Annotated in this window: 19 protein-coding genes, 1 tRNA gene and 2 pseudogenes; 11 read left to right on the top strand and 11 right to left on the bottom strand. The window is 59.9% G+C overall.

Annotated features, from left to right (window positions below; translation table 11 throughout):
* Positions 1–16: 16 nt before the first annotated feature.
* On the bottom strand, positions 17–919 hold the full coding sequence (locus C8C96_RS22045) for a YicC/YloC family endoribonuclease (protein ID WP_056060548.1): 903 nt from the start codon (positions 917–919) through the stop codon (positions 17–19).
* Between the two features lie 90 nt (positions 920–1,009).
* Here C8C96_RS22045 and C8C96_RS22040 point away from each other — a divergent pair, with 90 nt between their 5' ends.
* The 5 genes from C8C96_RS22040 to hemW all read left to right on the top strand — a co-directional run bounded on the left by C8C96_RS22040 (position 1,010) and on the right by hemW (position 5,781).
* A complete protein-coding gene (locus tag C8C96_RS22040) occupies positions 1,010–2,026 on the top strand; it encodes a serine/threonine-protein kinase (protein ID WP_015012787.1) in 1,017 nt (338 codons plus the stop codon).
* Between the two features lie 82 nt (positions 2,027–2,108).
* On the top strand, positions 2,109–3,011 hold the full coding sequence (locus tag C8C96_RS22035) for a PP2C family serine/threonine-protein phosphatase (RefSeq protein ID WP_056747320.1): 903 nt from the start codon (positions 2,109–2,111) through the stop codon (positions 3,009–3,011).
* Between the two features lie 125 nt (positions 3,012–3,136).
* Positions 3,137–3,871 carry a ribonuclease PH gene (gene rph / locus C8C96_RS22030; RefSeq protein ID WP_121944142.1) on the top strand — a complete coding sequence of 245 codons (735 nt, stop codon included), beginning with the start codon at positions 3,137–3,139 and terminating at the stop codon, positions 3,869–3,871.
* Positions 3,872–3,920: 49 nt separating this feature from the next.
* Positions 3,921–4,520: an RdgB/HAM1 family non-canonical purine NTP pyrophosphatase gene (rdgB, locus tag C8C96_RS22025; protein ID WP_056641312.1), complete on the top strand. Its 600-nt coding sequence runs from the start codon at positions 3,921–3,923 to the stop codon at positions 4,518–4,520.
* Between the two features lie 82 nt (positions 4,521–4,602).
* The gene (gene hemW, locus C8C96_RS22020) at positions 4,603–5,781 is read left to right on the top strand and encodes a radical SAM family heme chaperone HemW (RefSeq protein ID WP_370107406.1); all 1,179 of its coding nucleotides are present in this window, start codon (positions 4,603–4,605) and stop codon (positions 5,779–5,781) included.
* 82 nt (positions 5,782–5,863) lie between these two features.
* Here hemW and C8C96_RS22015 read toward each other — a convergent pair whose 3' ends face one another.
* Positions 5,864–6,196: an I78 family peptidase inhibitor gene (locus C8C96_RS22015; protein ID WP_370107373.1), complete on the bottom strand. Its 333-nt coding sequence runs from the start codon at positions 6,194–6,196 to the stop codon at positions 5,864–5,866.
* A 336-nt stretch (positions 6,197–6,532) separates the two neighbouring features.
* Here C8C96_RS22015 and C8C96_RS22010 point away from each other — a divergent pair, with 336 nt between their 5' ends.
* Entirely contained in the window at positions 6,533–8,284 is a 1,752-nt protein-coding gene (locus C8C96_RS22010) for a GGDEF domain-containing protein (protein ID WP_121943650.1), read from the top strand.
* A gap of 339 nt (positions 8,285–8,623) precedes the next feature.
* On the top strand, positions 8,624–8,797 hold the full coding sequence (locus tag C8C96_RS25060; RefSeq protein WP_165836546.1) for a hypothetical protein: 174 nt from the start codon (positions 8,624–8,626) through the stop codon (positions 8,795–8,797).
* Positions 8,798–8,849: 52 nt separating this feature from the next.
* On the opposite strand, the gene C8C96_RS22005 is transcribed toward C8C96_RS25060, so the two are convergent.
* The 3 genes and pseudogenes from C8C96_RS22005 to C8C96_RS21995 all read right to left on the bottom strand — a co-directional run.
* Positions 8,850–9,284 carry a hypothetical protein gene (locus C8C96_RS22005; RefSeq protein WP_056062046.1) on the bottom strand — a complete coding sequence of 145 codons (435 nt, stop codon included), beginning with the start codon at positions 9,282–9,284 and terminating at the stop codon, positions 8,850–8,852.
* A gap of 218 nt (positions 9,285–9,502) precedes the next feature.
* Positions 9,503–9,590, bottom strand: a tRNA-Ser gene (locus C8C96_RS22000).
* Between the two features lie 19 nt (positions 9,591–9,609).
* Positions 9,610–9,804 (bottom strand): annotated as a pseudogene (locus C8C96_RS21995) (urease accessory protein UreG); the annotation flags it as partial.
* A 37-nt stretch (positions 9,805–9,841) separates the two neighbouring features.
* Here C8C96_RS21995 and C8C96_RS21990 point away from each other — a divergent pair.
* Positions 9,842–10,807, top strand: coding sequence for a hypothetical protein (locus C8C96_RS21990; protein WP_147455702.1), 966 nt, complete (start codon positions 9,842–9,844; stop codon positions 10,805–10,807).
* Positions 10,808–11,772: 965 nt separating this feature from the next.
* Here C8C96_RS21990 and C8C96_RS21980 read toward each other — a convergent pair.
* From C8C96_RS21980 to C8C96_RS21960, 5 genes and pseudogenes are all read right to left on the bottom strand, one after another.
* Positions 11,773–11,943: pseudogene (locus C8C96_RS21980) on the bottom strand (urease accessory protein UreG); the annotation flags it as partial.
* 179 nt (positions 11,944–12,122) lie between these two features.
* Positions 12,123–13,745: a hypothetical protein gene (locus tag C8C96_RS21975; protein WP_147455701.1), complete on the bottom strand. Its 1,623-nt coding sequence runs from the start codon at positions 13,743–13,745 to the stop codon at positions 12,123–12,125.
* A gap of 371 nt (positions 13,746–14,116) precedes the next feature.
* On the bottom strand, positions 14,117–14,365 hold the full coding sequence (locus C8C96_RS21970) for a DUF2188 domain-containing protein (RefSeq protein WP_121943646.1): 249 nt from the start codon (positions 14,363–14,365) through the stop codon (positions 14,117–14,119).
* A gap of 32 nt (positions 14,366–14,397) precedes the next feature.
* The gene (locus C8C96_RS21965) at positions 14,398–15,612 is read right to left on the bottom strand and encodes an XRE family transcriptional regulator (protein WP_121943645.1); all 1,215 of its coding nucleotides are present in this window, start codon (positions 15,610–15,612) and stop codon (positions 14,398–14,400) included.
* Complete coding sequence (locus C8C96_RS21960) at positions 15,593–16,264, bottom strand: hypothetical protein (protein ID WP_147455700.1); 672 nt, start codon at positions 16,262–16,264, stop codon at positions 15,593–15,595. Before C8C96_RS21960 ends, C8C96_RS21965 begins: the two co-directional genes overlap by 20 nt.
* A gap of 524 nt (positions 16,265–16,788) precedes the next feature.
* Between C8C96_RS21960 and C8C96_RS21955 the strand changes: the two genes are divergently transcribed.
* Both C8C96_RS21955 and C8C96_RS21950 read left to right on the top strand, forming a co-directional pair.
* Positions 16,789–17,043 carry a hypothetical protein gene (locus C8C96_RS21955; protein WP_121943643.1) on the top strand — a complete coding sequence of 85 codons (255 nt, stop codon included), beginning with the start codon at positions 16,789–16,791 and terminating at the stop codon, positions 17,041–17,043.
* A gap of 156 nt (positions 17,044–17,199) precedes the next feature.
* A complete protein-coding gene (locus C8C96_RS21950) occupies positions 17,200–18,822 on the top strand; it encodes an AAA family ATPase (RefSeq protein ID WP_158605782.1) in 1,623 nt (540 codons plus the stop codon).
* A gap of 294 nt (positions 18,823–19,116) precedes the next feature.
* Here C8C96_RS21950 and C8C96_RS21945 read toward each other — a convergent pair whose 3' ends face one another.
* Positions 19,117–19,350 (bottom strand): helix-turn-helix domain-containing protein, encoded by a 234-nt coding sequence (locus C8C96_RS21945; protein ID WP_121944141.1) that lies wholly within the window; start codon positions 19,348–19,350, stop codon positions 19,117–19,119.
* A 119-nt stretch (positions 19,351–19,469) separates the two neighbouring features.
* Between C8C96_RS21945 and C8C96_RS21940 the strand changes: the two genes are divergently transcribed.
* A complete protein-coding gene (locus tag C8C96_RS21940; protein ID WP_121943641.1) occupies positions 19,470–19,967 on the top strand; it encodes a DUF1643 domain-containing protein in 498 nt (165 codons plus the stop codon).
* The last annotated feature ends 286 nt before the right edge of the window (positions 19,968–20,253 follow it).

The following is a 20,253-nucleotide window of genomic DNA, read 5'->3' as shown; positions in this document are numbered from 1 at the left end:
TATCAAAAAATGAGTGTTATTCGATATTTTGCACTTGCTCGCGCATCTGCTCGATCAGCACCTTCATGTCCACGCTGATGCGGGTGAGGTCGAGCGCGGCAGATTTGGAGCCCAGCGTGTTGGCTTCGCGGTGGAGTTCCTGGATCAGGAAGTCCAGGCGTTTGCCCACTTCGCCGCCTTTTTTCAGCAGGCGCTCGATTTCATCCAGGTGCGAATCCAGCCGCGTGATCTCTTCTGCCACGTCGATGCGGATGGCAAACGCCGTGGCCTCGGTCAATGCGCGGTCACGGGCAGCCTCGGGGAGGGTAGAGCCGTCGGTGAGGGCCATCGCCTCTTTCCAGCGCTCCATGAAGCGCAGGCGTTGCTGCTCCACCAGCAGCGGAACCATGGGGACGGCCTGTTCGGCCAAGGCCCGCAGCTGCTTGACGCGATCCAGCAGCATAGTCGCGAGGCGCTTGCCCTCACGTTCGCGGGCGGCCAGCAAGGCGGTCAGGGCTTCTTCGGCGAGGGCCGGAACGGCTTCGCTCCAGTCCTCGGTGCCCGAATGTGCATTGGCACACAGGCGCAAGGCGTCGGCCACGGTGAGGGGGGCAGCGCTGGGCAGCCAGGCCCTGACGGAGTCCTGCAAAGAGTTGAGCCGCTGCAGCAGTCGCGCTGGCGGGTCTTGCAGGCTGTTGCTGTCGTCGGTGTCGAGGGCGGCTCGCACTTCGACCTTGCCGCGTTTCAGGCGCGCTGTGAGCAGGCTGCGCAGCGTGGGCTCCATAGCGCGCAGCTCGTCAGGCAGGCGAAACGACAGGTCCAGAAAGCGGCTGTTGACGGATCGGATTTCCAGTCCCAGCCGGCGCGTCTGGGGGGCGCGGGCGTCGGTTTCAGCGCCAGTGGCAGATGCGCCATGCTGTGCGCTGGCGTATCCGGTCATGCTGTAAACTGGCATTGGACTTTTTGATGGTTGCTTGCGATCCGGCGATTATCCGGGTTCCGCCTTACCCCCGAATCATCTTCGCAAAATATGTCAAAAATCAAACCGGCCCCCTTGCCGCCCGATACCGCAATTGGCGGTTACCGTGTGGTGCGCCGGTTGTCCTCCGGTGGTTTTGGTGTGGTCTATCTGGCCCTCGACGCCGAAGGCCAGCAGGTGGCCATCAAGGAGTACCTTCCTTCGTCCCTGGCGACCCGCGCTCCTGGTGAGTTGCTTCCGAAGGTGCCGCCCGAAAAGCTCTCGCTGTACCGCCTGGGGCTCAAGAGCTTCTTTGAAGAGGGCCGCTCGCTGGCCCAGATCTCGCACGCCTCCGTGGTGAGCGTGCTCAATTTCTTCCGCGAGAACGAAACCGTTTACATGGTGATGAACTACCTGGAGGGCGCGACCCTGCAGGACTTCATCATCACCGCCCGCGACCTCAAGACACAGAAGGTGTTCCGCGAGTCCACCATCCGCTCGTTGTTCGACGAAGTGCTGCGCGGCCTGCGCATCGTGCACCAGCACAAGATGCTGCACCTGGACATCAAGCCCGCCAACATCTTCATCACCGACGACAACAAGGCCGTGATGATCGACTTCGGCGCGGCGCGCGAGGTGCTGAGCAAGGAAGGCAATTTCATCCGCCCCATGTACACCCCCGGCTTTGCTGCGCCCGAGATGTACCGGCGCGATTCGCAGATGGGGCCGTGGACCGACATCTACGCCATCGGCGCCTGCATTTACGCCTGCATGCAGGGCTTTCCGCCCAACGAGGCGCCGCAGCGCGTGGACAAGGACCGCCTGTCGCTCGCCCTGACCAAGTTGCGTGGCGTGTATTCCGACAACCTGATCGAGGTGGTGGAGTGGTGCATGGCGCTTGACCCGCTGTCCCGCCCCCAGTCGGTGTTTGCCTTGCAAAAAGAGCTCAGCCGCGAGGGTGAGCGCCGCTACACCAAGCTCACGGTGGCCGAGAAGATGCGGCTGCAATTGGACACTCTGGTGTCTGACACCAAGAAAAATGTGCAGAAGGTGGGTGAAGCCACCGGTATCGGAGCCAAGCCCAAATGAACCAGACGCACGCAATGCGGGTTCGGGTGAGGTACATGTCCACGGATGGCGCCCGGGTGCATCCTTGTTTGCGTGAGTCCTTATGAAGTTCTCGGTATTCCAGATCAGCCGCCGTGGCGGCCGCGAGAAGAACGAAGACCGCATGGGCTATTGCTACACGCGCGAATCGGGCCTGTTTGTATTGGCCGACGGCATGGGTGGCCACCCTGAAGGTGAAGTGGCCGCACAGATCGCGCTGCAGACCATCTCGGCGCTGTTCCAGCGCCAGGCCAAACCCCAGCTCAAGGATGTGCAGGAGTTCCTGTCCGGCGCGTTGCTCGCGGCACACCACCAGATCCTGCGCTACGCCACAGAGAAAGGCATGCTCGACACACCGCGCACCACCTTGGTCGCGGCGGTGTTGCAGGCCGGTACCGCCACCTGGATCCATTGCGGAGACTCGCGCCTGTACATGGTGCGCGATGGCGATCTGCTGACCCGTACGCGGGACCACTCGTACATGGAGTTGCGCAACACGCCGCCCCCTGGTCTGGACAAGATCAACCGCAACGTGCTGTTCACCTGCCTGGGTTCGCCCACCAAGCCCATTTACGACATCACCGGCCCTGTGTACCTAGAGCAGGGCGACCGCATTCTTTTGTGCTCAGACGGCCTGTGGGGCACGCTCAGCGACGAAGACATCGCCAAGCAACTGGGCCGCAACACCGTGTCGCATGCTGTGCCCGAGCTGGTGGAAGATGCCCTTCGCAAAGCGGGGGACAGCAGTGACAACGTGACCGTGGTGGCTCTGGAGTGGGAGACACCCGATGCGTTCGAGTCCACCCAGGGGGTGTCCACGGACAGCATCAGCGACGACGTGTTTGCGTCCACCATCCAGGCGGGCCCGCTCGATGGGCTGGTGGATGACCTGGACGATGCGGCCATCGAGCGGTCGATCGCCGAAATCAACGAAGCCATCCGTCGCTCTGCTGCCCGCAAGGCCTGAACTGCCATCGGCGCTTTGGGTTGCATCCAGGCTCCCTCCATGCAAATGCATGGAATCAGGTTTTTTCGCCTTTCGTCGCCCGCCTCATGAAGCAGGTGGGCGACTTGCTTGATATAGAGAATCACATGACCACCTTCATCCGCACCGGCAACCGCGCCGCCAACCAACTGCGCCCTGTGCGCATCACGCGCCACTACACCATGCATGCCGAGGGCTCGGTGCTGATTGAGTTTGGCAACACCAAGGTGCTCTGCACCGCCTCGGTGGAAGAGCGTGTGCCCCCGCACAAGCGCGGTAGCGGCGAGGGCTGGGTCACGGCGGAGTACGGCATGCTGCCGCGCGCCACCCACACCCGCAGCGACCGCGAGGCTGCACGGGGCAAGCAGACCGGCCGCACGCAGGAGATCCAGCGCCTCATCGGCCGCAGCCTGCGCGCCGTGTTTGACCTGAAGCTGCTGGGCGAGCGCACCATCCAGCTCGACTGCGACGTGATCCAGGCCGATGGTGGCACGCGCACGGCTGCCATCACCGGCGCCTGGGTCGCGGCCCAGGATGCGGTCAACCAGCTGCTGGCCAGCGGCAAGATCGCCCAGTCGCCGCTGCTGCAGCCCGTAGCAGCCATTTCGGTGGGCATCGTGCAGTGCACGCCGCTGCTGGACCTGGAATATGTGGAAGACGTGGATTGCGACACCGACATGAACGTCGTGATGACGGGCGCAGGCCACTATGTGGAGGTGCAGGGCACAGCCGAAGGCGTGGCCTTTACCCGCGCCGAGATGGACCAACTGCTGGGGCTGGCCGAACAGGGCATCGCCCAGCTGGTGCAGCTGCAGCAGCAAGCCCTGCAAAATACTCCTTAATTGATAGCTGCTTGCGCATATTTCACTAGCGCTTGCGGCCATTTTGACCATGAAAATTGTTCTGGCATCCAATAACCGCGGCAAACTGGCCGAGTTGCAGGCCATGTTTGCGCCCCTGGGCGTGGAGCTGGTGCGGCAGGCCGACCTGGGTGTGGGTGAGGCCGAGGAGCCTTTCCGCACCTTTGTCGAAAACGCCCTGGCCAAGGCACGGTTTGCATCCGAACACACGGGCCTGCCCGCATTGGCCGACGATGCCGGCATGTGTGTGGACGCTTTTGGCGGCCTGCCGGGCGTGGACACCGCGTATTACTGCACCCAGTTCGGCTACGAGAAAAGCGACGACAACAACGTGCGCGCGCTGCTGGAGCAACTGCAAGGCGTGACCAACCGCCGCGCCGCCATGGTCAGCACCCTGGTCGCCGTGCGCAGCCCGCAAGACCCGGAGCCGCTGATCGCCGTGGGCCGCGTGGTGGGCGAGATCACCACCGAACCTCGGGGCAGCAACGGCTTTGGCTTCGACCCCGTGATGTTCATCCCCGAGTTCGGCAAGACCTTTGCCGAGCTGCCCGTGGAGGTGAAAAACGCCCACAGCCACCGGGGCCGATCGGCCGCACAGATGCTGGCGCTGATGCGCGAACGCTGGTTGTAGAAGGGCGCTGACCGTGGTTCATATTCCGATCACGCCACAGGCCGAGGCCGAACCTGCCGTGGTGCGCGACATCCAGCACTACATGCGCCCGGGCCTGCTGCAGCTGCCCAGCCTGCCGCCCCTGTCGCTGTACGTGCACCTGCCTTGGTGCCTCAAGAAATGTCCGTACTGCGACTTCAACTCGCACGAATTTCGCCCGGATGCCACCGGCGGCGAGGTGCCCGAGCAGCGCTACATCGATGCCCTGATGGCCGACCTGGAGGCCGCGCTGCCCCTGGTCTGGGGGCGGTCCGTGCACAGCATCTTCATCGGCGGCGGCACGCCCAGCCTGTTTTCGCCGGCAGCCATCGACCGGCTGATCGGCGACATTCGCGCCCGCCTGCGGCTGGAGCCAGATTGCGAGATCACGATGGAGGCCAACCCCGGTACGTTCGAGAAAGACCGTTTTCGCGCCTTCCGCGCGGCGGGCGTCACGCGCCTGTCGGTGGGGGTGCAGAGCTTTAACGACCAGCACCTGAAGGCCCTGGGCCGCGTGCACGACCGTTCCCAGGCGATGGCGGCGGTGGAGGAGGCCGCTGCGTCCTTCGACACCTTCAACCTCGACATCATGTACGCCCTGCCGGGCCAGACGCTGCCAGAGCTGGAGCAGGACCTGCGAACGGCGCTGGCCTTCAAGCCGCCGCACATCTCCATCTACCACCTCACCATCGAGCCCAATACCTACTTCGCCAAGTTCCCCCCGGCCATCCCCGAGGACGACCAGGCCTACGCCATGCTTGACCGCATCACGGAGATGACGGGGCAGGCGGGCATGGCGCGGTACGAGATTTCTGCCTACGCGCAGCCCGGCCACCAGTGTTTTCACAACACCAACTACTGGCAGTTTGGCGACTACCTGGGCATCGGCGCGGGTGCGCACAGCAAGCTGAGCTTTGCGCACCGCGTGGTGCGGCAGGTGCGCTTTCGGGACCCCGCGCGCTACATGGACAACGCCCTGGCAGGCCATGCCGTGGCGCAGGACGACGAGGTGCGCCGCGCCGATCTGCCGTTTGAGTACATGCTCAACGCCCTGCGCCTGCGCGAAGGCTTTGCGCTGCAGGACTTCATGGCCCGCACAGGCCTGCCGTTGACCGCCATCGCCAAGGGCCTGGAGGCCGCCGAGCGCAAGGGCCTGATCGAGCGCGACATGGCGCGTGTACGGCCTACCGAGCGGGGCTTTGACTTTCTGAGCGATCTGCAGGAGCTGTTCCTGGCGGACTGACGGAGGCTCCGTCAAAGCCGGTTTGTGATCTCCCGGGAGATTGTTGGCAGGCCCTCAGGCCATTCAGCAGCTGGGGGCAAGCTCAGCCACACTTTGCCGCAAGGATGCGGCCATTGCCGTCTACCTCCAGGTTCAGCCGCTGGGTGTCGTATTCCTTGGTGATGATTTGCCCTGGGCGCAGGATGCGCGCCGTCTGCGCGCCCGAGCGCTGCCGTGCAGACTCCACGGTCGATGCCGTGCTGTTTTGTCCCACTGCAAACTGCGCGGGCTGGGCATTGCACATGCCTCCGGGCGCCGCGCCTGTCGGTGCCGTGCTGGCGGGTGGTGCGGGTGTTTGTCCGTAACCCGCACACCCAGTCACAGCTGCTCCCAGGGCCAGGCAACAGGCGACGGCAAAAGGGGTGGTTTTTTTCATCATGCAGCTCACTCCGGGTTACAAAACACCCACCATAGCGGAACGCAGGCGCGACAGGGTTCCGGTCACGCTATGGATCAGTTTCCAGCCGTAACGACGGGGCTTGGCATCCGCGCTGGTCTCGGTTGATTCTTGACTTGCATCAAGGTATTGTGGTGTTGGCGCAACACAAACCGCTGCCTTCAGCTTGTCCGTGGCCCTCAGACGGTTTGCTGTAAGTCGGTTCCGCACAATGGAATGATCGGCGCTGTGCGTCGGCGTTGGCAGACCCCTTGCCACCTGGGCCAGTGTGTTGCACGGGCTTGTGCTGACAGTGCCGCATCCAACCTCCTGACCATGCCTGACGCTTCTCGCCTCCGCCTCATCCGTGCCCTGGGTGACACCCTGGATGGTTTGGACGTGGCGCTGTGCGCGTTTGACGACAGCGACCGCACGGTGGCCTGGAACAGGACCTTCTTCAAGTTCTTCCCGGAGCACGAGGGGCATGTGTACGAGGGCGAGCCCTACGAAGCCAACCTGCGCCGCTTCTATAACCAGCGGCTCGATGCCCAGGAACTGCCCAACATCGAGCGCTACATCACCGCCGGGCTCGAGCGCCACCGGGCGCAGACCCGCCCCTACAGCTTCGATCACCGGGGGCTGCGCGTGCATGTGTCGTCGTTGCCCATTGAAGGCGTGGGGCGGGTGCGCCTGTGGCGTGCCGAGGCGCTGCCGGTGCAGAGCGCGCAAGCCACGCTCGCCACGCCGGCCGAGGCCGAAATCCATGAGCCCGGCTACCTGCGCAGTCCGCTGTTTGAAAGCTCCGAACTGTTTGACCGCATTCCCGATGGGCTGATGATCTGCGCCGAAGATCAGCGCATCCAGTGGGTCAATCAGCCCTTCATGCAGATGTACCACCTGCCAGACCGCGCTGCCGCAATGGGTCTGGCGTTTGACGAGGTGTACCGCCACGCATGGTCCGTCGGGGGTGAGGGCGACATGGCACCGTTTTACGACGGTCTTTCGACCTTGCAGGAGCACATGCGTTTTGCGGGGGCGCCGTTTGAAGTGCCTTTGCCGCGCAGCCGCTGGAGCCGCGTCATCGCCAAGCAGGGCAGCGACGGCACGGTGTTCTACGCCCATGTGGACATCACCGAGCTCAAGCGCCAGCAGCGCTTGCTGGCGCAGGCCGAACGCAGCGCCCGCGACAGCGAGGCGCAATTGCGGGAGAAATCCATCCTGCTCGAAGCCACGCTGGAGCACATGGACCAGGGCGTGGCCAAGATCAGCGCCACGGGGGTGGTCGAGCTGTGCAACCGCCGGGCCATGGAACTGCTGGACCTGCCGGCCGAGCTGATGGCATCCAAGCCCACGCTGGTGAATGTGCTGGCCTACCTGCGGGCTCGTGGCGAATTCCAGGGCGCATCGCAGGAAGTGCAGGACCTGCTGCGACACAGCAATGGCGGGGTCGATCAGCCCCAGGTGTATGACCGTCCCCGGCCCGACGGGCGCATCCTGGAGGTCCAGACCGTGCCCATCAAAGGCGGCGGCGCGCTGCGCACCTTCACCGATGTCACCCAGCGCAAGCAGGCCGAGCAGCAGATCCGCCATGTGGCAGAGCACGACGGCCTGACGGGCTTGCTCAACCGCACCGCCTTTTTGCAAGCATTGCAGGCCGCAGCCACCGACGTGCACCGGTCGGGCCGTGGCTTCGCTGTCTTGTACGTGGATCTGGATGGGTTCAAACTCGTCAATGACCGCCACGGGCACGCCGTAGGTGACCAGTTGCTGGTGTGGGTGGCCCGGCAACTGACGCAGGCCGCGCGCGAGGACGATGTGGTGGCGCGCCTGGGCGGCGATGAGTTCGCGTTGCTGCAGCGGGGCGTATCGGACGGTGACAGTGCGTACCGCCTGGCCGACCGTCTGGTTCAAGCCCTGGGCCGGCCCACCGAGATCGAAGCGCATGCGCTGCAAATCGGCGCGTCCATCGGTATTGTCCTGTCGCCCGGTGACGGCACCGAGGCCGAAGAACTCCTGCGCAAGGCCGATTCCGCGATGTACCTGGCCAAGGCCACGGGGCGGGGCAGCGCAAGGATTTACGGAACGTGAACGTTGGGCTGCCCGGGCGCTTAACCCACGATCCCTTTCTGCTGCTGATCGACGGAGCTTGGAGGAATCGGTCCTGTCCTACATGCCCACATTGGTCACCGTCCTAACATTGGTCTGTCGATCCCCTCGACATCCCTCCCGCTTGCATCGCGCAAGTGTTAAGCCCGCAGCCTGCGGGCTTTTTTTTGCCCGCCCTAAGGCATCAACACGGGGGTGAAAAAGCGACTGCGTCGTAGGTCTTTTGCCGAGCGGCAAAGCCACGGCGCCCGTCTGTTGGCACCATTGCGGAATGGGTGATGTTGTCATCATCCGGCCATCCCAGCGCGCTACATCACAAGAATGATTCTGTACAAACCCGGCACGCAATTTCTCTACAAAGGCAGAACGGTGAGCGTGGACTACGTCATCATCAAACGCACCGGTCTGTGGATTCGTTTGGCGCACAGCGAAGAGGTATGCCGCCCTGAAGATTTGACCCCCATCGCACCGCAGGGAGCGGGACTGGCGAGGTGAAAGAAAGGCCACACGCAGGGCACAGGCCCGGCGTGGCACCCCACCGAGAGGTCTACTTGAGCTGCTGTGACAACCACAACAGCCCCCAAACGATCGCCACCAGCTGAACCAGGTTGACGAAGAGCGCCGCCGAATGCACGCGGCGAAAGTGGTGAATCGCTCCGTCGCTACTCGCCTCGATCTGTGCACCGAGCTGCTGCATGGCTTGCAACAAGTGCTTGCGCAGCAGCGAGACGATGCAGGCATTGACCGCCACGCCGATGGCAAAGGGGTACCTGCCCCAAAGCGCATAGCTTACAAACGCCCCCAGTGACGCCCAGAACGCAGCACGGTAGTACACGTTGAAAAACCCCCGAACGAACCGCGCGTCCAGTGGGGTGTCATGTTTTAGCGTAAGAAGCGGCAGACCACCCATCAAGAAGTAGGCGGTGGTGACCAGCAGGGCCACCGTGAAAAAGAACGATGCGTAGAGGGCCGACGACAACATCCTTCTCTCCTCGACATGGCTAGTCACTTCAGGCCGCAGGCCCACACCCAATTTCTCAGTCCTGCCCATGGATGCAGCAAGGCTCAGTAAAAACGCAGTCTAGGGGGCAGATGCGTTCTTGTGAATCGGGTTGAGTGAGGGGGGGGGGCAGCCACAGACATGTTGCTGCACTGGCCTTTGCGCACATTTCGCTGTTGTAGCTGCGCCGGGCCGAGAACTGGCGGAGACTGTGAGATTCGAACTCACGGACGGTTGCCCGTCGGCAGTTTTCAAGACTGCTGGTTTAAACCACTCACCCAAGTCTCCGGGAGGGAAGGCGCGAATTCTAGCCGACTGCGGGTGCTGATTTTTTCAGCATGCCCCGAGTCTCGATGAACTTGACCACATCGGCCACGCCCGCCAGGGTTTTGAGGTTGGTCATCACAAACGGCTTGAGGCCCTGGGCGTTGGTGCGCATCCGGGTGGTGTCCGCATGCATCACGTCCAGGTTGGCGCCCACGTGGGGGGCCAACGAGCTGCGGCGAGGATGGGTAAGCTGATGGGTAGGAGGGGCGGATATGACATACACACTGCGTGTCTCGGCAAGGACTCTAGAAACATTGGGCATCGCCGGTATCGAGACTCCTGTGCAGATACAGCTAGCCGGGAAGCCCGCAACATTCGTGATGCAGCACCGAAGTTTGATCGTAAAGATCTCAGAGTTTGCGACGGAAGCTGAAGCAGAGGCATTCTTGCCACGTCTTCATGCCGGACTGTGGAACATCGCGTTAGTCCGGAACTTACCGTTCGTCTTGGAGCAGGGCAGGGGAGACATCACCTATGCCGATGACCCAGTCCAAGCCGGAAAAAATTTGGCCAGAGGTTTCGACTTGGAAGATGACGCCCCGGTTCATGGACTCGGCAATGCGGGGGGATACACAATTTTCAAGACGGACGAGAACATCAAGTTTGTTGCCTTTGGCGAAGCGTCTTTGCACACCGCATCAGCCTTTGCCACATTGGCGCCCCTGCTAGAAGAGGCGGTGACGGAGTGTGATGAGCGCGTGCTCACGGATACCAAAATTGCAACTGCTATTTCGCTGTACTTGGGGCAATTTCTGGAGACCTCCATGAGGGCTCGATTGCTGACGTTGATGATGGTGTTGGAAGTTCTAGCTCCAGACTTGCCCAAGCACGAAGCCGCTGTCGCGATGCTGCAGAAGATGATGCTGGACATCAACAAGCGCCTTCTTGAGGATATCGATGAAGAGGAACGTGTCGCTCTTGAGTCGCTACAGAGAGAGTTCGATTTCCGTAAAGAGACTTCAATACGCAGGCGCGTACGCGAACTGGTCAGGACTGGCGCAGGATTGGCACACGTAGATCGCAGTCAGCTAGCTCGTGAAGTTGTGCGAGCCTATGACCTCAGAGGGACAATTGTGCACACCGGTGTTGCTAGCGACGACGATGTTTATACAGCCCACGACACCATTTTCCGTACGGTGAAGGCCCTTCTCCGGGGCAGACTGGGGCTTCAACAATGACTATCTTGTAGTCTTGAGATTGGTCCTTTTACGCTGCCTATGGACATAAAGTATTCCACGCTTCTACGCACCGCATTCGATGCCTACCTTGTCCGCTGGGATAGTGGCGACATGGGACCGTCGGAGCACTACCTTCCTTACGATTTTGAGCAGATCGACCAGCATCGCTGGTCTCTGTTCGGGGCCGAGATGGTTAGAGATGAGCTCCGAGAGCTCACGAATCTACTCAACGGATGGCTTGATGCGCTACGACGTTGGAAGGCGTGGAATTCAGTCATCGCAGGCTACGAAGAAGAGGATGCGTGGGAGCTACGCCGGGAATTTCTTGAGGCACTTGCGCATCAGTGCCTACTTCTTCCGAGCGCTATGCGCGACACGTTCACTTTCGTTGCCACGAACTCGATGCATCAAGTGCGTCTTGCACAGGATGCAAGCTATCGAGATCACATCGACGGCGACCCTACGACGCATGACGAGAAACCTCGGCATCTGACCAGGAGGCAGAAGGAGCAGCGCTTACTAAAGCTCTTGGCGCCGTGGCCGGACACTGCAACACACTTTGTCAGTTTGATCTGCTCGCTGGATACACATGAGTACAGATCAGCCACTTCTGACTACCGTAATCGTACGAGCCATGCAATCGGTCCGCGACTCGGAATTGGGATGACTAGGGCCGTAGTCAGATCCGTGAAGCCTGCGACCGAACTCATTCAGCAGCCGAATGGCAGCTATGAAATGGTGCGCATCCCGGGGCGAATGTCGGTGGGCTATGGGTGGGGCGGCACCTTGCCTCTCGATATGGAGCAATCATGCATCGCGAACTTGGATCAGTATCGCCGTGCACGCGCCTGCTACGTGTGTTACCGAAGTTTGCTATCGGATGGCATGAAAGGAGTACCGCTGGCGTCACAAGTTGCGATTGCACCACCGCCCCCACAGGACAAGTCAATCTCCCGCGCTAGCATCTAACGAGACCTTGCATTGAGCATCCCGCGTGTCTCGATGAACTTCACTACATCGGCCACGCCCGCCAGGGTCTTGAAGTTGGTCATCACAAACGGCTTGAGTCCTTGGGCGCTGGCGCGCATGCGGGTGGTGTCGGCGTGCATCACGTCGAGGTTGACGCCCAAGTGAGGGCGTGGGCGGGGCGTCGAGGAATGGGTAAATTGGTTGGGAGAACGCAGTAGCTGTTGCGCAATTTAGATGAACCAACGCAAACAATCCATTCGCTACGTCCGGAACGTCGGCGCCGGAGGAGTGAAGCGGCCTATGGGAATGCGTCAGTTTTGCTTGCGCTCAGAATGCAACTCGGTTCTCAGCCCCTAGCTCGCAGGGCAGCGTTGAGCACCTCATTGAAGCGCCCCAGGTGAGCCCGAAGCGTGTAGTTCTGGTTGTCGAAGCACTGCTTCAATACATCGAGATAGTTGTTCCGCTCCGGGAAACCGTAGGGTTCGATGAGGTGCTTTCGCATCACTGTTGCCAACACAGCCAATTGACCATGCTGCTCCAGGTACTGCAGGGTGGCGAGCACTACGCCGAGCACTTCGTCCTTTAGTCTATGCGTTATGCGTGGCGACATCAGGATGGCGTTGATAACGCTGCCTATGGCTTCGGCAGCTTCAAAGGAAATATGAATGTGATGACCTTCGCGCTGGTCAGGCTGCAACACATCGTCATGCTGTGTCAGAGCCGCAGCATCCCTTATCCACACAGTAGTAGCGCTGACTACTTCGTACAGCAGGTACGCCAGAGGTGTTGAGAACTCGTGGTTTTCGTCTTCCGGCAGAACTTCGCGTGCGCGGTCGCTTAGGCGGATGGCAAAGTGAGACATGTAGTGGAGCCACAAGTGGTCAGCAACACGCTGATGCAGTCCCTCAAGAACCATGATCCTGAAGAACCAGATGCCTGCATAAATAGGGTCATGGTACTTTCCAACCTCTTGGAAGGTCAGTAACCTTCCATTCAGTTTCTTTTCCAGAGTCTCATCTGCGTCGATCCGAGTAAGGACCGCTTCCCCAACAGAACGGTAAATCCTGAGGCGGGCTGCGACATCAATATCTGCGCAGTAGAACCGCAATAGACGGTTTTCATCGGGTAGTGCCAGCCGGTACCCGCCCCCGCCGAAGTTATGGTTGTTCTGAAGCTCGCTGTACAAGATGCTGGCCTCATCGGCTAGGAGCGTGGCAAAGAAATTGTCTTGGAAACCATCCACAAAATGCGTTACGCGCTCCATGACATCCATGCAAAGATAGGGCCTCGCGACAGCGAGGTGCGCGGTCAGTAGCCGGGATGAAAACAATCGTTTTACGACGATGACAGCGCGGCGCTGAACCCGCTGAGAAGGACCAACAGAGTCGGCAACCCATTCGCGGAAGCTGAACCAGTTGCGGAGCATCCTGCTCGTCGGCGCGCCTGCTCCTAATGTGATAGATCCGTCATCTTGGAGTACGACTTGAAAGTCGGGGCGAGAAGGGCGTATAGCATTGGCGAATCGGCTGCGCACGGTCTTTGACGCAGCCAAGTCCAGAGCGGATTCAAGGTGACGTTGCAGTAATTCGGCAAGTTCTTCGTGCTTCCCAGCATGCAGTAGCGACGTGGTCAAATCGTCGAAGAGTCCAAGGTTCCATCGCGTCAGCGTTGTCCTGCGTGACCGCCAGTAGATGAATGCCGAGAGTAGTAAGAACAGTGAGTACTGGGTGGCGCTCTTGTCGAAGCCCCACAACCAGGGGCCAAGCAGAGGAAATCCAAGTGCGGTCAGTACGGGTTCGAAGAAGAGTCCGTGGATGACGAGCAACATGGTCCAGATGACTAGCCAGTCGAACCAGTTTAGGCTCAACCGAAAGCTGAGCTTGGAAGAGCTTGGTACGACGGCCCACACCGCAGCAATCAAGCCCAGCATGGTGAGCAGTGCGCTAGTGTCAATGCCTGCAGGGTTCATGGATTGATCAATTCTGGAAAGGGCTGGAGCGATAGCACACAACCCCGACGATAGACCACTTTCCACCGAGGTTTACCTGTGTTCGTTCTTGCTCCTACAGGCGATCCTCTCGCATAAAGTCTAGATTGACAGCCATCGTCTCCGCCCCCATTGATGCCAAGCATCGCACCATATTGAGTCTGGAGCTTCTAACCGCCCTCATCCAATCGAAATTGTTTCGGGCACAAAGCAGTTTGACCATTGGTGGCTCGATGCTGCTTCTCCGGAGCATGATTGGCGGGCTGGCTTTACCCCAAATTTCCCTGAGCCTTGGAGCGGGACTGTCCATGCTTATCTCGCGGAGACAATCATTGCGCCGGAGCGCTGACTACTCAGTGCTCGCTGTCCCGCGGAGGGACCGGGTCATTTCCGGGGGCGATGGTGTCCTTGCTCCGGATCAGGCCATTGACGCCCTTGGTGGTGAGTTCTCCGCCTCCCTGTTTACTGAGCATTTCACGCGCAGCTTGCTCAGCTTCACGTTGCGTGGCATGCAAACTTGAGGCACGTTCCGCATCATTGCGCTTGTTCACCCACGAGCCGTCCTCGCGGCGGAATACCATCCGATCTTGACCTTTGCTCATTTGCATCTCCTGTTCACTTGCCGTTGACCGAGTCACTTTCTGCGATTTAGAAGTGACACCACGGTGCCTAGCTGGAGGTCATTGACCTGGGGGCTTTGCTGCATTGGCGCTCTAGCGGACCGAAGCGTTGCTAAATCAACGACACCCGACGGATTGGCAAAATAGTTCTCTCGCAATCTGCACAAGTGCTCAATGTCTCTAGCAGATAGACCTAGATAGCGCGGGATGGCCTCAGTAGAAAGGATGCCTGCAGTGACTAGAAGCTCAAGTGTTCTGCGTAATAGTCGAGGTTCTTCCGGTTTCCACTGGTCATCATCGGGCTCTGACTTGGCCCCCCAGCGAGCAGATCGGCGCTTGAAGAGGACTAGCTTTTCCTCGTCGGTGAGCAGGCCCAGCGCATGTAAGCGCATCATCATCGCTGCCACAGATGCCCCCCACCTCTTCTTTAGGGTGAGTAAATTATCCAAGTTGGTCGGAACACGCACTTCATTGGAGAAGGTCTCGGCGGGAAGTAGCAACGCACCGGCAAACCGGTGCGCTTGTTTCTCCATCTGATTGTGCCGATCTCGGTCATCAGCCCTTGGTATGTGCCGATGCAGTATGAGGTGTCCGATTTCATGCGCTAAGTCAAATCGGCTACGAAACCCATTGGCCTTATCGGCAGAGAGAAAAATGATCGGACGTCCAAGTATTGCACTCCAACTAGATAGTCCTTCGATTGCTGATATCTCGGTTTCTTCGCGCGCGATAATGATTCCAGCACCCTCCGCTGCTAGGGCTAAGTCCTGAATAGGGCCGGTCCCGAGCTGCCAAAGCGCACGACATTCTTCGGCTGCAGCCTCAATATCTGCATTGCCAATCTGCTCAGGCTCGCGGAAATCGCGCGCAGGCAAATTTACATCTGGGTAGTCCACATGGTCGCTCAGCAAGACTGCTGTTTCTTGCACCCATTCCGTGCGTGCTTCTAGTTTTGCCCGGGCCGCCTTGAGAGCGGCTGCGTTACTGCGAAACAGTGGCTTGGATACCGGCTGAAGCATTGGGCGTGTCAGCCATTCAGTTTGCACATTGAGTACAGATGCAATGCGCTCGAATGCACCTGCCTCCGGCGCCTGAGTGCCTTGGCACCATTTCGTGACAGTGGATGCAGCTACACCCACGAGACTCGCCAATTGCCCCTTTGTCAATTGGCGAGCGGCAAGAGCCTGCTCAAGGCGAGCAGGCTGAAGATCACGGATTCCCTTGGTCATTGTCGTTTTGCTTCTTGCGCTGCACTTTGAGTTTCGGCACAGCGTTGTCAGGTTGAACGTTGGCGCTAGTTTGATCGTAGAGTTTGAGGAAGTCAGCCATGGAACTGATATAGAGCCAAGACTTCATGTCAGTAGCTGGCAGCGCGACCATTACTTGAGTCAACTGAGCAAGGCCCTTGGCATCAATGCCATCCATCACACCAAGGATGAAAATTGTGCCTACAGCGACTTCACGGGGCTGTTGGGCAAACATGTCACCCTGGACATACTTCCTCTCGATGGTGCTGTTGAGCTCGGCAAGGCGGCTCCGAGTAGCACTACGGCGCAGGTTGACCCATTTGTGCCCCGGCACATTTAGGCGGGCAATATTAAAAATCCCTACCCGACCAACTACGAGGCGCGTGCCACACAACGGGGAGGGAGTTGCTCCATGAGCCTGCAAAGCCTCATGGAACGTCTCGTTGATGAAGAAATGCTTGCTCTGCCCTGCTGCCGACGCCCTATGACCAGATTGGTACGCGGCGGAGTGCTGACGCCCTTGCTGGTCACCTGTTCGGTAGGCATCCTCGCATGCCATGAGCATGTCCTTGGGGACATTCTTCACGATAAGCTGTTCTAGCTCTTTCTTGCTTCCGGCAAAAGGGGCGCTCATCTGCGAACTCCTTGAGTATTTCGTGTGGAAGGAATTTACCATGAATAAGTTTCGCGTTGCGAGAATTTCATGGTTTTATTGAGTTCATCCCCACCTCCGTAGTCTGATCTCCCGCATCGCATAGCGGTCAGTCCCGCACCTCTCCCCCTCGCGCTACCCACAGTAGCTCTCCCTGGCTGAGTCTGTCCCGTCGCCGAGACACCTGCACCACCCTGGAGGCGCAAACACGAGGCAATCAACCATCAATAGATGCAAGCGCACACTCACTTAATTACATAACTCAAAGTTATGGAATAACTCACGATCTAAGCGAATTGGTCGCATATGCAAAAGCAACATTTCCCAATGCAAAATTGGCATAGAGCAAGCAAGCCATTGATTTACTTAGATATTTTTCGATGCGCGGAAAATTTGAGCGCGATTTTTGGCAGTTTTCGGGGGTTGAGAGGTCTGCTATCAATTTTGATTTCGCACCTATGTAGGGTCAGGGGCCCTTTGTCTCCTGGCACTACAAGGAGCAAATCATGATCTACGAAGATCAAATCACCCTCTCTGTGCTGACCGCCTGTGTCATGCAGCAAAACCAGCTGCTCAAGCGGCAGAACGCCATGCTGCTCGAACTCCTCGATGGCATGGAGTCGGTAGGCGACCGGCTGTGGCGCGTGGAACGCCGTCTCGCTACCCCGCCGGTCGATCAGGCCGGGACGCGCAAGCGGGCAGCCAAGAAGCGCCATCCGGCCCGCAAGCAGTCTGTAGCTCGCACGCGCTCAGATAAGTAGTCACGCCCTAAAGCGGTGGGGTCTCCGATCCCCACCTATCTGCATGTCGCAGGACGCTCACACGCCAATCCACTGATGGCCGGAGGAGGCAAGGCAACTGCCTGCCCCTCTCACCGCGTCCTGCGCATGCCCACCCAACATTCAACGAGAACGCATATGTCGAACCAACACATCGACCCCTCTGACAACTCTGGGGCCACTCGCAACCTCAACAACCACGTGGCGAAGCAGGTCGTGAAGCAAGCACTAATGCTCTATCCGAAGACCAGCCCGAACGCCGATGAGCCGATCGAAGCCCCGGTCACCCAGCAGGCCGAATCGCTGCTCATCTCCTCGACGAAGGCATCAGCCCCCGAATCGGACGAGGTACCTCTGCCTCAGCGCAAATACTCCGGAGAAGCTCAACTCATGGCTGCCATCCTCGATTGGCAGCGCAATCTGCGCAAGAAACTGGAGGCCGACAATCAGGCAACCGAGTGCCCGCCTGCTGGCAGTGATAGCAACCACATGGCGAAGCTGGTCGTCGCCCAGGCAGTGGGGCTCCAGCCCGAGCCGAGCCCGAAGGAAGACGAGCAGGCGGAAACCGCCCCCAGCCTGGAAGCAGATCCTCTGCTCGCGTCCTCAATGGCGGCACCGGCCCCCGAACTGGAAGAAGCGGCTCTGCCCTCCGCATCTCCGCCTCCGCACCAATTGCCTGCGCCTACCCTGCCGCTCCCACCAGGGGTAAAGCGCGGGTTGCCCACCCATACCTCGCAGGACTTCCGCCATCTGCCCCGGCATGTCTGGCTGGTGCGGGATGTGTTTCATGGGGGCGAGATCATCATCCTGTGGGGCGAGTCCCAGGCGGGCAAGACCGCGCTGCTGCTCGATATGGTGGCTGCTATTGCGAGTGGATCTGACTGGGCAGGGCATCCCGTGACCCGTACGAATGTGATCTATGTAGCACTGGAAGGGCAGATCGGGGTGCGCACACGTGTTCAGGCGCTGGAGCATGACCAGGGCGTCGGCCACCTGGATTGCATCCACTACGTTTTCAATCCCTGCAATGTCGCCAGCGAGAAGGACGTCAACGAATTGGCGCTAACGGCGCTAAAGCACGATGCCAAGTTCATCGTGATCGATACGCTGTCGGCGTCCATCGCCGGGATGGCGGAAGAGAACAGCAACACCGCCATGGCCGGGGTAATCGCTAACATGCAGCGCCTGACCCAGATGACCGGGGCGGCGGTGCTGCTCGTGCACCATTGCGGCAATGACCCTCGGCGGGGAGCGCGCGGCGCGTATGCGCTGCACGCGAATCCGGACGTGTCCATCGAAGTGGGCCGCTCGGGCGAAGATCGCTACTGGCGCTTGGATAAGGGCCGTGATGGTGAACCGGCAGGCGGGCGGTTCAAGATCGAGGGGATCAGTTTCCAGCCTGCGCATGAAGCGGAGCCCCTGAAATCCATCGTGGTGCGGCATGTGGAGGATGCAGAGGCTCCGGCGGCTCTGCCATCTCCCAAGACCAAGGCACAGGAGCGTGCCGATGAGGCGCTGAAGGCAATCACCTTGCATCTGCGCGTGGCAGGCATCGGCGTCGATGGCGAACAGTCTCCCGGAGAGGCGACCCATGAGGCCATCAGCAAGATCGTCGCGCAAGCATTCAAGGACAAGTGCGACAGTGGAGAAGAAGGCTATGGCAGCAATCACCGCGCCAAGAATGTGCGCGAAGCGATCCAGTCACTGATCGATACCGGACTGCTGATCCGCGACGGGGATAAGGTGAGTCTGCCGCATTAATCCTAGCCTCCCACTCCCCACGCCCCCTCCCCTAAAGGGGGAGAGGGGGCGGGGGATCGGGGGACTGGCTGGGAGGTCGGAGGTGGGAAGCCTAGAAGGTGGACCTGGCCCAAACCGGGAAAGCCATCCAGTGCGAAGCTGGCGACTGCACCCTGACGATCAGCAATGGGCGATCCAGATATCTACTGGGCCCAGAAGGGTCCGCTGAGCGATACGCAAATACCTGGGCCAGGGTAAGTATCTCCAGCTGCGCTGTCAGCTCCCTAGCTAGCGCCCCCCGGAAATGCACGGCAACTACCGCCGAACAAGCGCCCCAGCAATAAGCTCCGGAAGCGGCACCTCCAGCGCCTCAGCCACACGCAGCAACACAGTCAATGTAGGCTGATTGCGCGCCAGTTCCAACTTGGCGATGTACGTCCGGTTGATACCCGCGCGATGGGCCAATTCCTCCTGAGACAAGCGCAACGCAGCACGCCGCGAGCGAAGCTCGTCGGCGAACGCTGCGATCAATGCCTCGTCCCTGGTCATGGGCAGGGACTGTCCGTTGTCTGACGACTCTATGCACCCGCATATGTGGTACAAAATAATCTGATGCCTGCGCCGGAGAGAGCTGGGCAGACGCTACGAATGCATGCCTGAAAGTTCCCATGTACGACATCTACCACTCCGACCAAAACGACCAATGGCGCTACACGCTGGGCCGCTCCGGTGCCCGTCCGCTGCTGATCATCGGCCTCAATCCAAGCACCGCCACCCAAGAGAAGCTCGACCCCACCGTGACCCGCGTGGAGAAGGTCGCCCAGCAATGCGGATTCGATGGATTCGTAATGCTCAATCTCTACCCAGAACGGGCCACCGATCCCAAAGACCTGCCACCCAAGGCTGATTCCGTGGCCTACGAGCGCAATCTGGAAGCCATCGAGAAGACCGTCGCGCAATACCCCACGCCAACCATATGGGCGGCCTGGGGTACGTCTGTAGTGAACCGGCCCTATCTCCTCCGGGCGCGTGATGCATTGCATGAACGGCTGGCGCAGTACCAGCCCCAATGGCGCAGATTCGGTGAGCTGACGGTCAATGGCCATCCTAGGCATCCTCTGTACCTGGACTACAGCTGGACGCTCGAACCCTACGAATTGGCCTGAACAGATGGCGGGTAGGTCTACCCGCTGCTCTCCCCTCCATGCTCCCCATCGACGGGGAGTCTCCGTGTCTCGCGCGGCAAGAAAACGCGTCCTCTGTCTCGTCCCTGAAGACAGCGTGCGCGCTCCAGACACCCCCTCTCCGCCGCTGAAAAAAGCTATTGAAAATCAATGACATAGGAGTCATTGATATGAAATTGATAGCAACAAGCCCAATAAAATTGGGGAGAGGAGAGCATCGCCTTGCCCCATGCGGGTTCCGGGACGATGAAATCGAAATTTCCTGCAA

It is taken from the genome of Acidovorax sp. 100 (assembly GCF_003688355.1).
Classification (GTDB): domain Bacteria; phylum Pseudomonadota; class Gammaproteobacteria; order Burkholderiales; family Burkholderiaceae_C; genus Acidovorax; species Acidovorax delafieldii.
Note: the sequence above shows the minus strand (reverse complement) of the source record. Positions and strands in the feature narration are given on the sequence as shown.

Bases quoted from the DNA above. Each gene is read 5' to 3' on its own strand.
- C8C96_RS21940 (WP_121943641.1), top strand. From the start codon at position 19,470: ATGTACGACATCTACCACTCCGACCAAAACGACCAATGGCGCTACACG.
- C8C96_RS21945 (WP_121944141.1), bottom strand. From the start codon at position 19,350: ATGACCAGGGACGAGGCATTGATCGCAGCGTTCGCCGACGAGCTTCGC.
- C8C96_RS21960 (WP_147455700.1), bottom strand. From the start codon at position 16,264: ATGAGCGCCCCTTTTGCCGGAAGCAAGAAAGAGCTAGAACAGCTTATC.
- C8C96_RS21970 (WP_121943646.1), bottom strand. From the start codon at position 14,365: ATGAGCAAAGGTCAAGATCGGATGGTATTCCGCCGCGAGGACGGCTCG.
- hemW (WP_370107406.1), top strand. From the start codon at position 4,603: ATGCGCCCGGGCCTGCTGCAGCTGCCCAGCCTGCCGCCCCTGTCGCTG.
- C8C96_RS22010 (WP_121943650.1), top strand. From the start codon at position 6,533: ATGCCTGACGCTTCTCGCCTCCGCCTCATCCGTGCCCTGGGTGACACC.
- rph (WP_121944142.1), top strand. From the start codon at position 3,137: ATGACCACCTTCATCCGCACCGGCAACCGCGCCGCCAACCAACTGCGC.
- C8C96_RS22040 (WP_015012787.1), top strand. From the start codon at position 1,010: ATGTCAAAAATCAAACCGGCCCCCTTGCCGCCCGATACCGCAATTGGC.
- rdgB (WP_056641312.1), top strand. From the start codon at position 3,921: ATGAAAATTGTTCTGGCATCCAATAACCGCGGCAAACTGGCCGAGTTG.
- C8C96_RS21975 (WP_147455701.1), bottom strand. From the start codon at position 13,745: ATGAACCCTGCAGGCATTGACACTAGCGCACTGCTCACCATGCTGGGC.
- C8C96_RS22045 (WP_056060548.1), bottom strand. From the start codon at position 919: ATGACCGGATACGCCAGCGCACAGCATGGCGCATCTGCCACTGGCGCT.
- C8C96_RS22035 (WP_056747320.1), top strand. From the start codon at position 2,109: ATGAAGTTCTCGGTATTCCAGATCAGCCGCCGTGGCGGCCGCGAGAAG.
- C8C96_RS21950 (WP_158605782.1), top strand. From the start codon at position 17,200: ATGTCGAACCAACACATCGACCCCTCTGACAACTCTGGGGCCACTCGC.
- C8C96_RS21965 (WP_121943645.1), bottom strand. From the start codon at position 15,612: ATGACCAAGGGAATCCGTGATCTTCAGCCTGCTCGCCTTGAGCAGGCT.
- C8C96_RS21990 (WP_147455702.1), top strand. From the start codon at position 9,842: ATGACATACACACTGCGTGTCTCGGCAAGGACTCTAGAAACATTGGGC.
- C8C96_RS25060 (WP_165836546.1), top strand. From the start codon at position 8,624: ATGATTCTGTACAAACCCGGCACGCAATTTCTCTACAAAGGCAGAACG.
- C8C96_RS22005 (WP_056062046.1), bottom strand. From the start codon at position 9,284: ATGTTGTCGTCGGCCCTCTACGCATCGTTCTTTTTCACGGTGGCCCTG.
- C8C96_RS22015 (WP_370107373.1), bottom strand. From the start codon at position 6,196: ATGAAAAAAACCACCCCTTTTGCCGTCGCCTGTTGCCTGGCCCTGGGA.
- C8C96_RS21955 (WP_121943643.1), top strand. From the start codon at position 16,789: ATGATCTACGAAGATCAAATCACCCTCTCTGTGCTGACCGCCTGTGTC.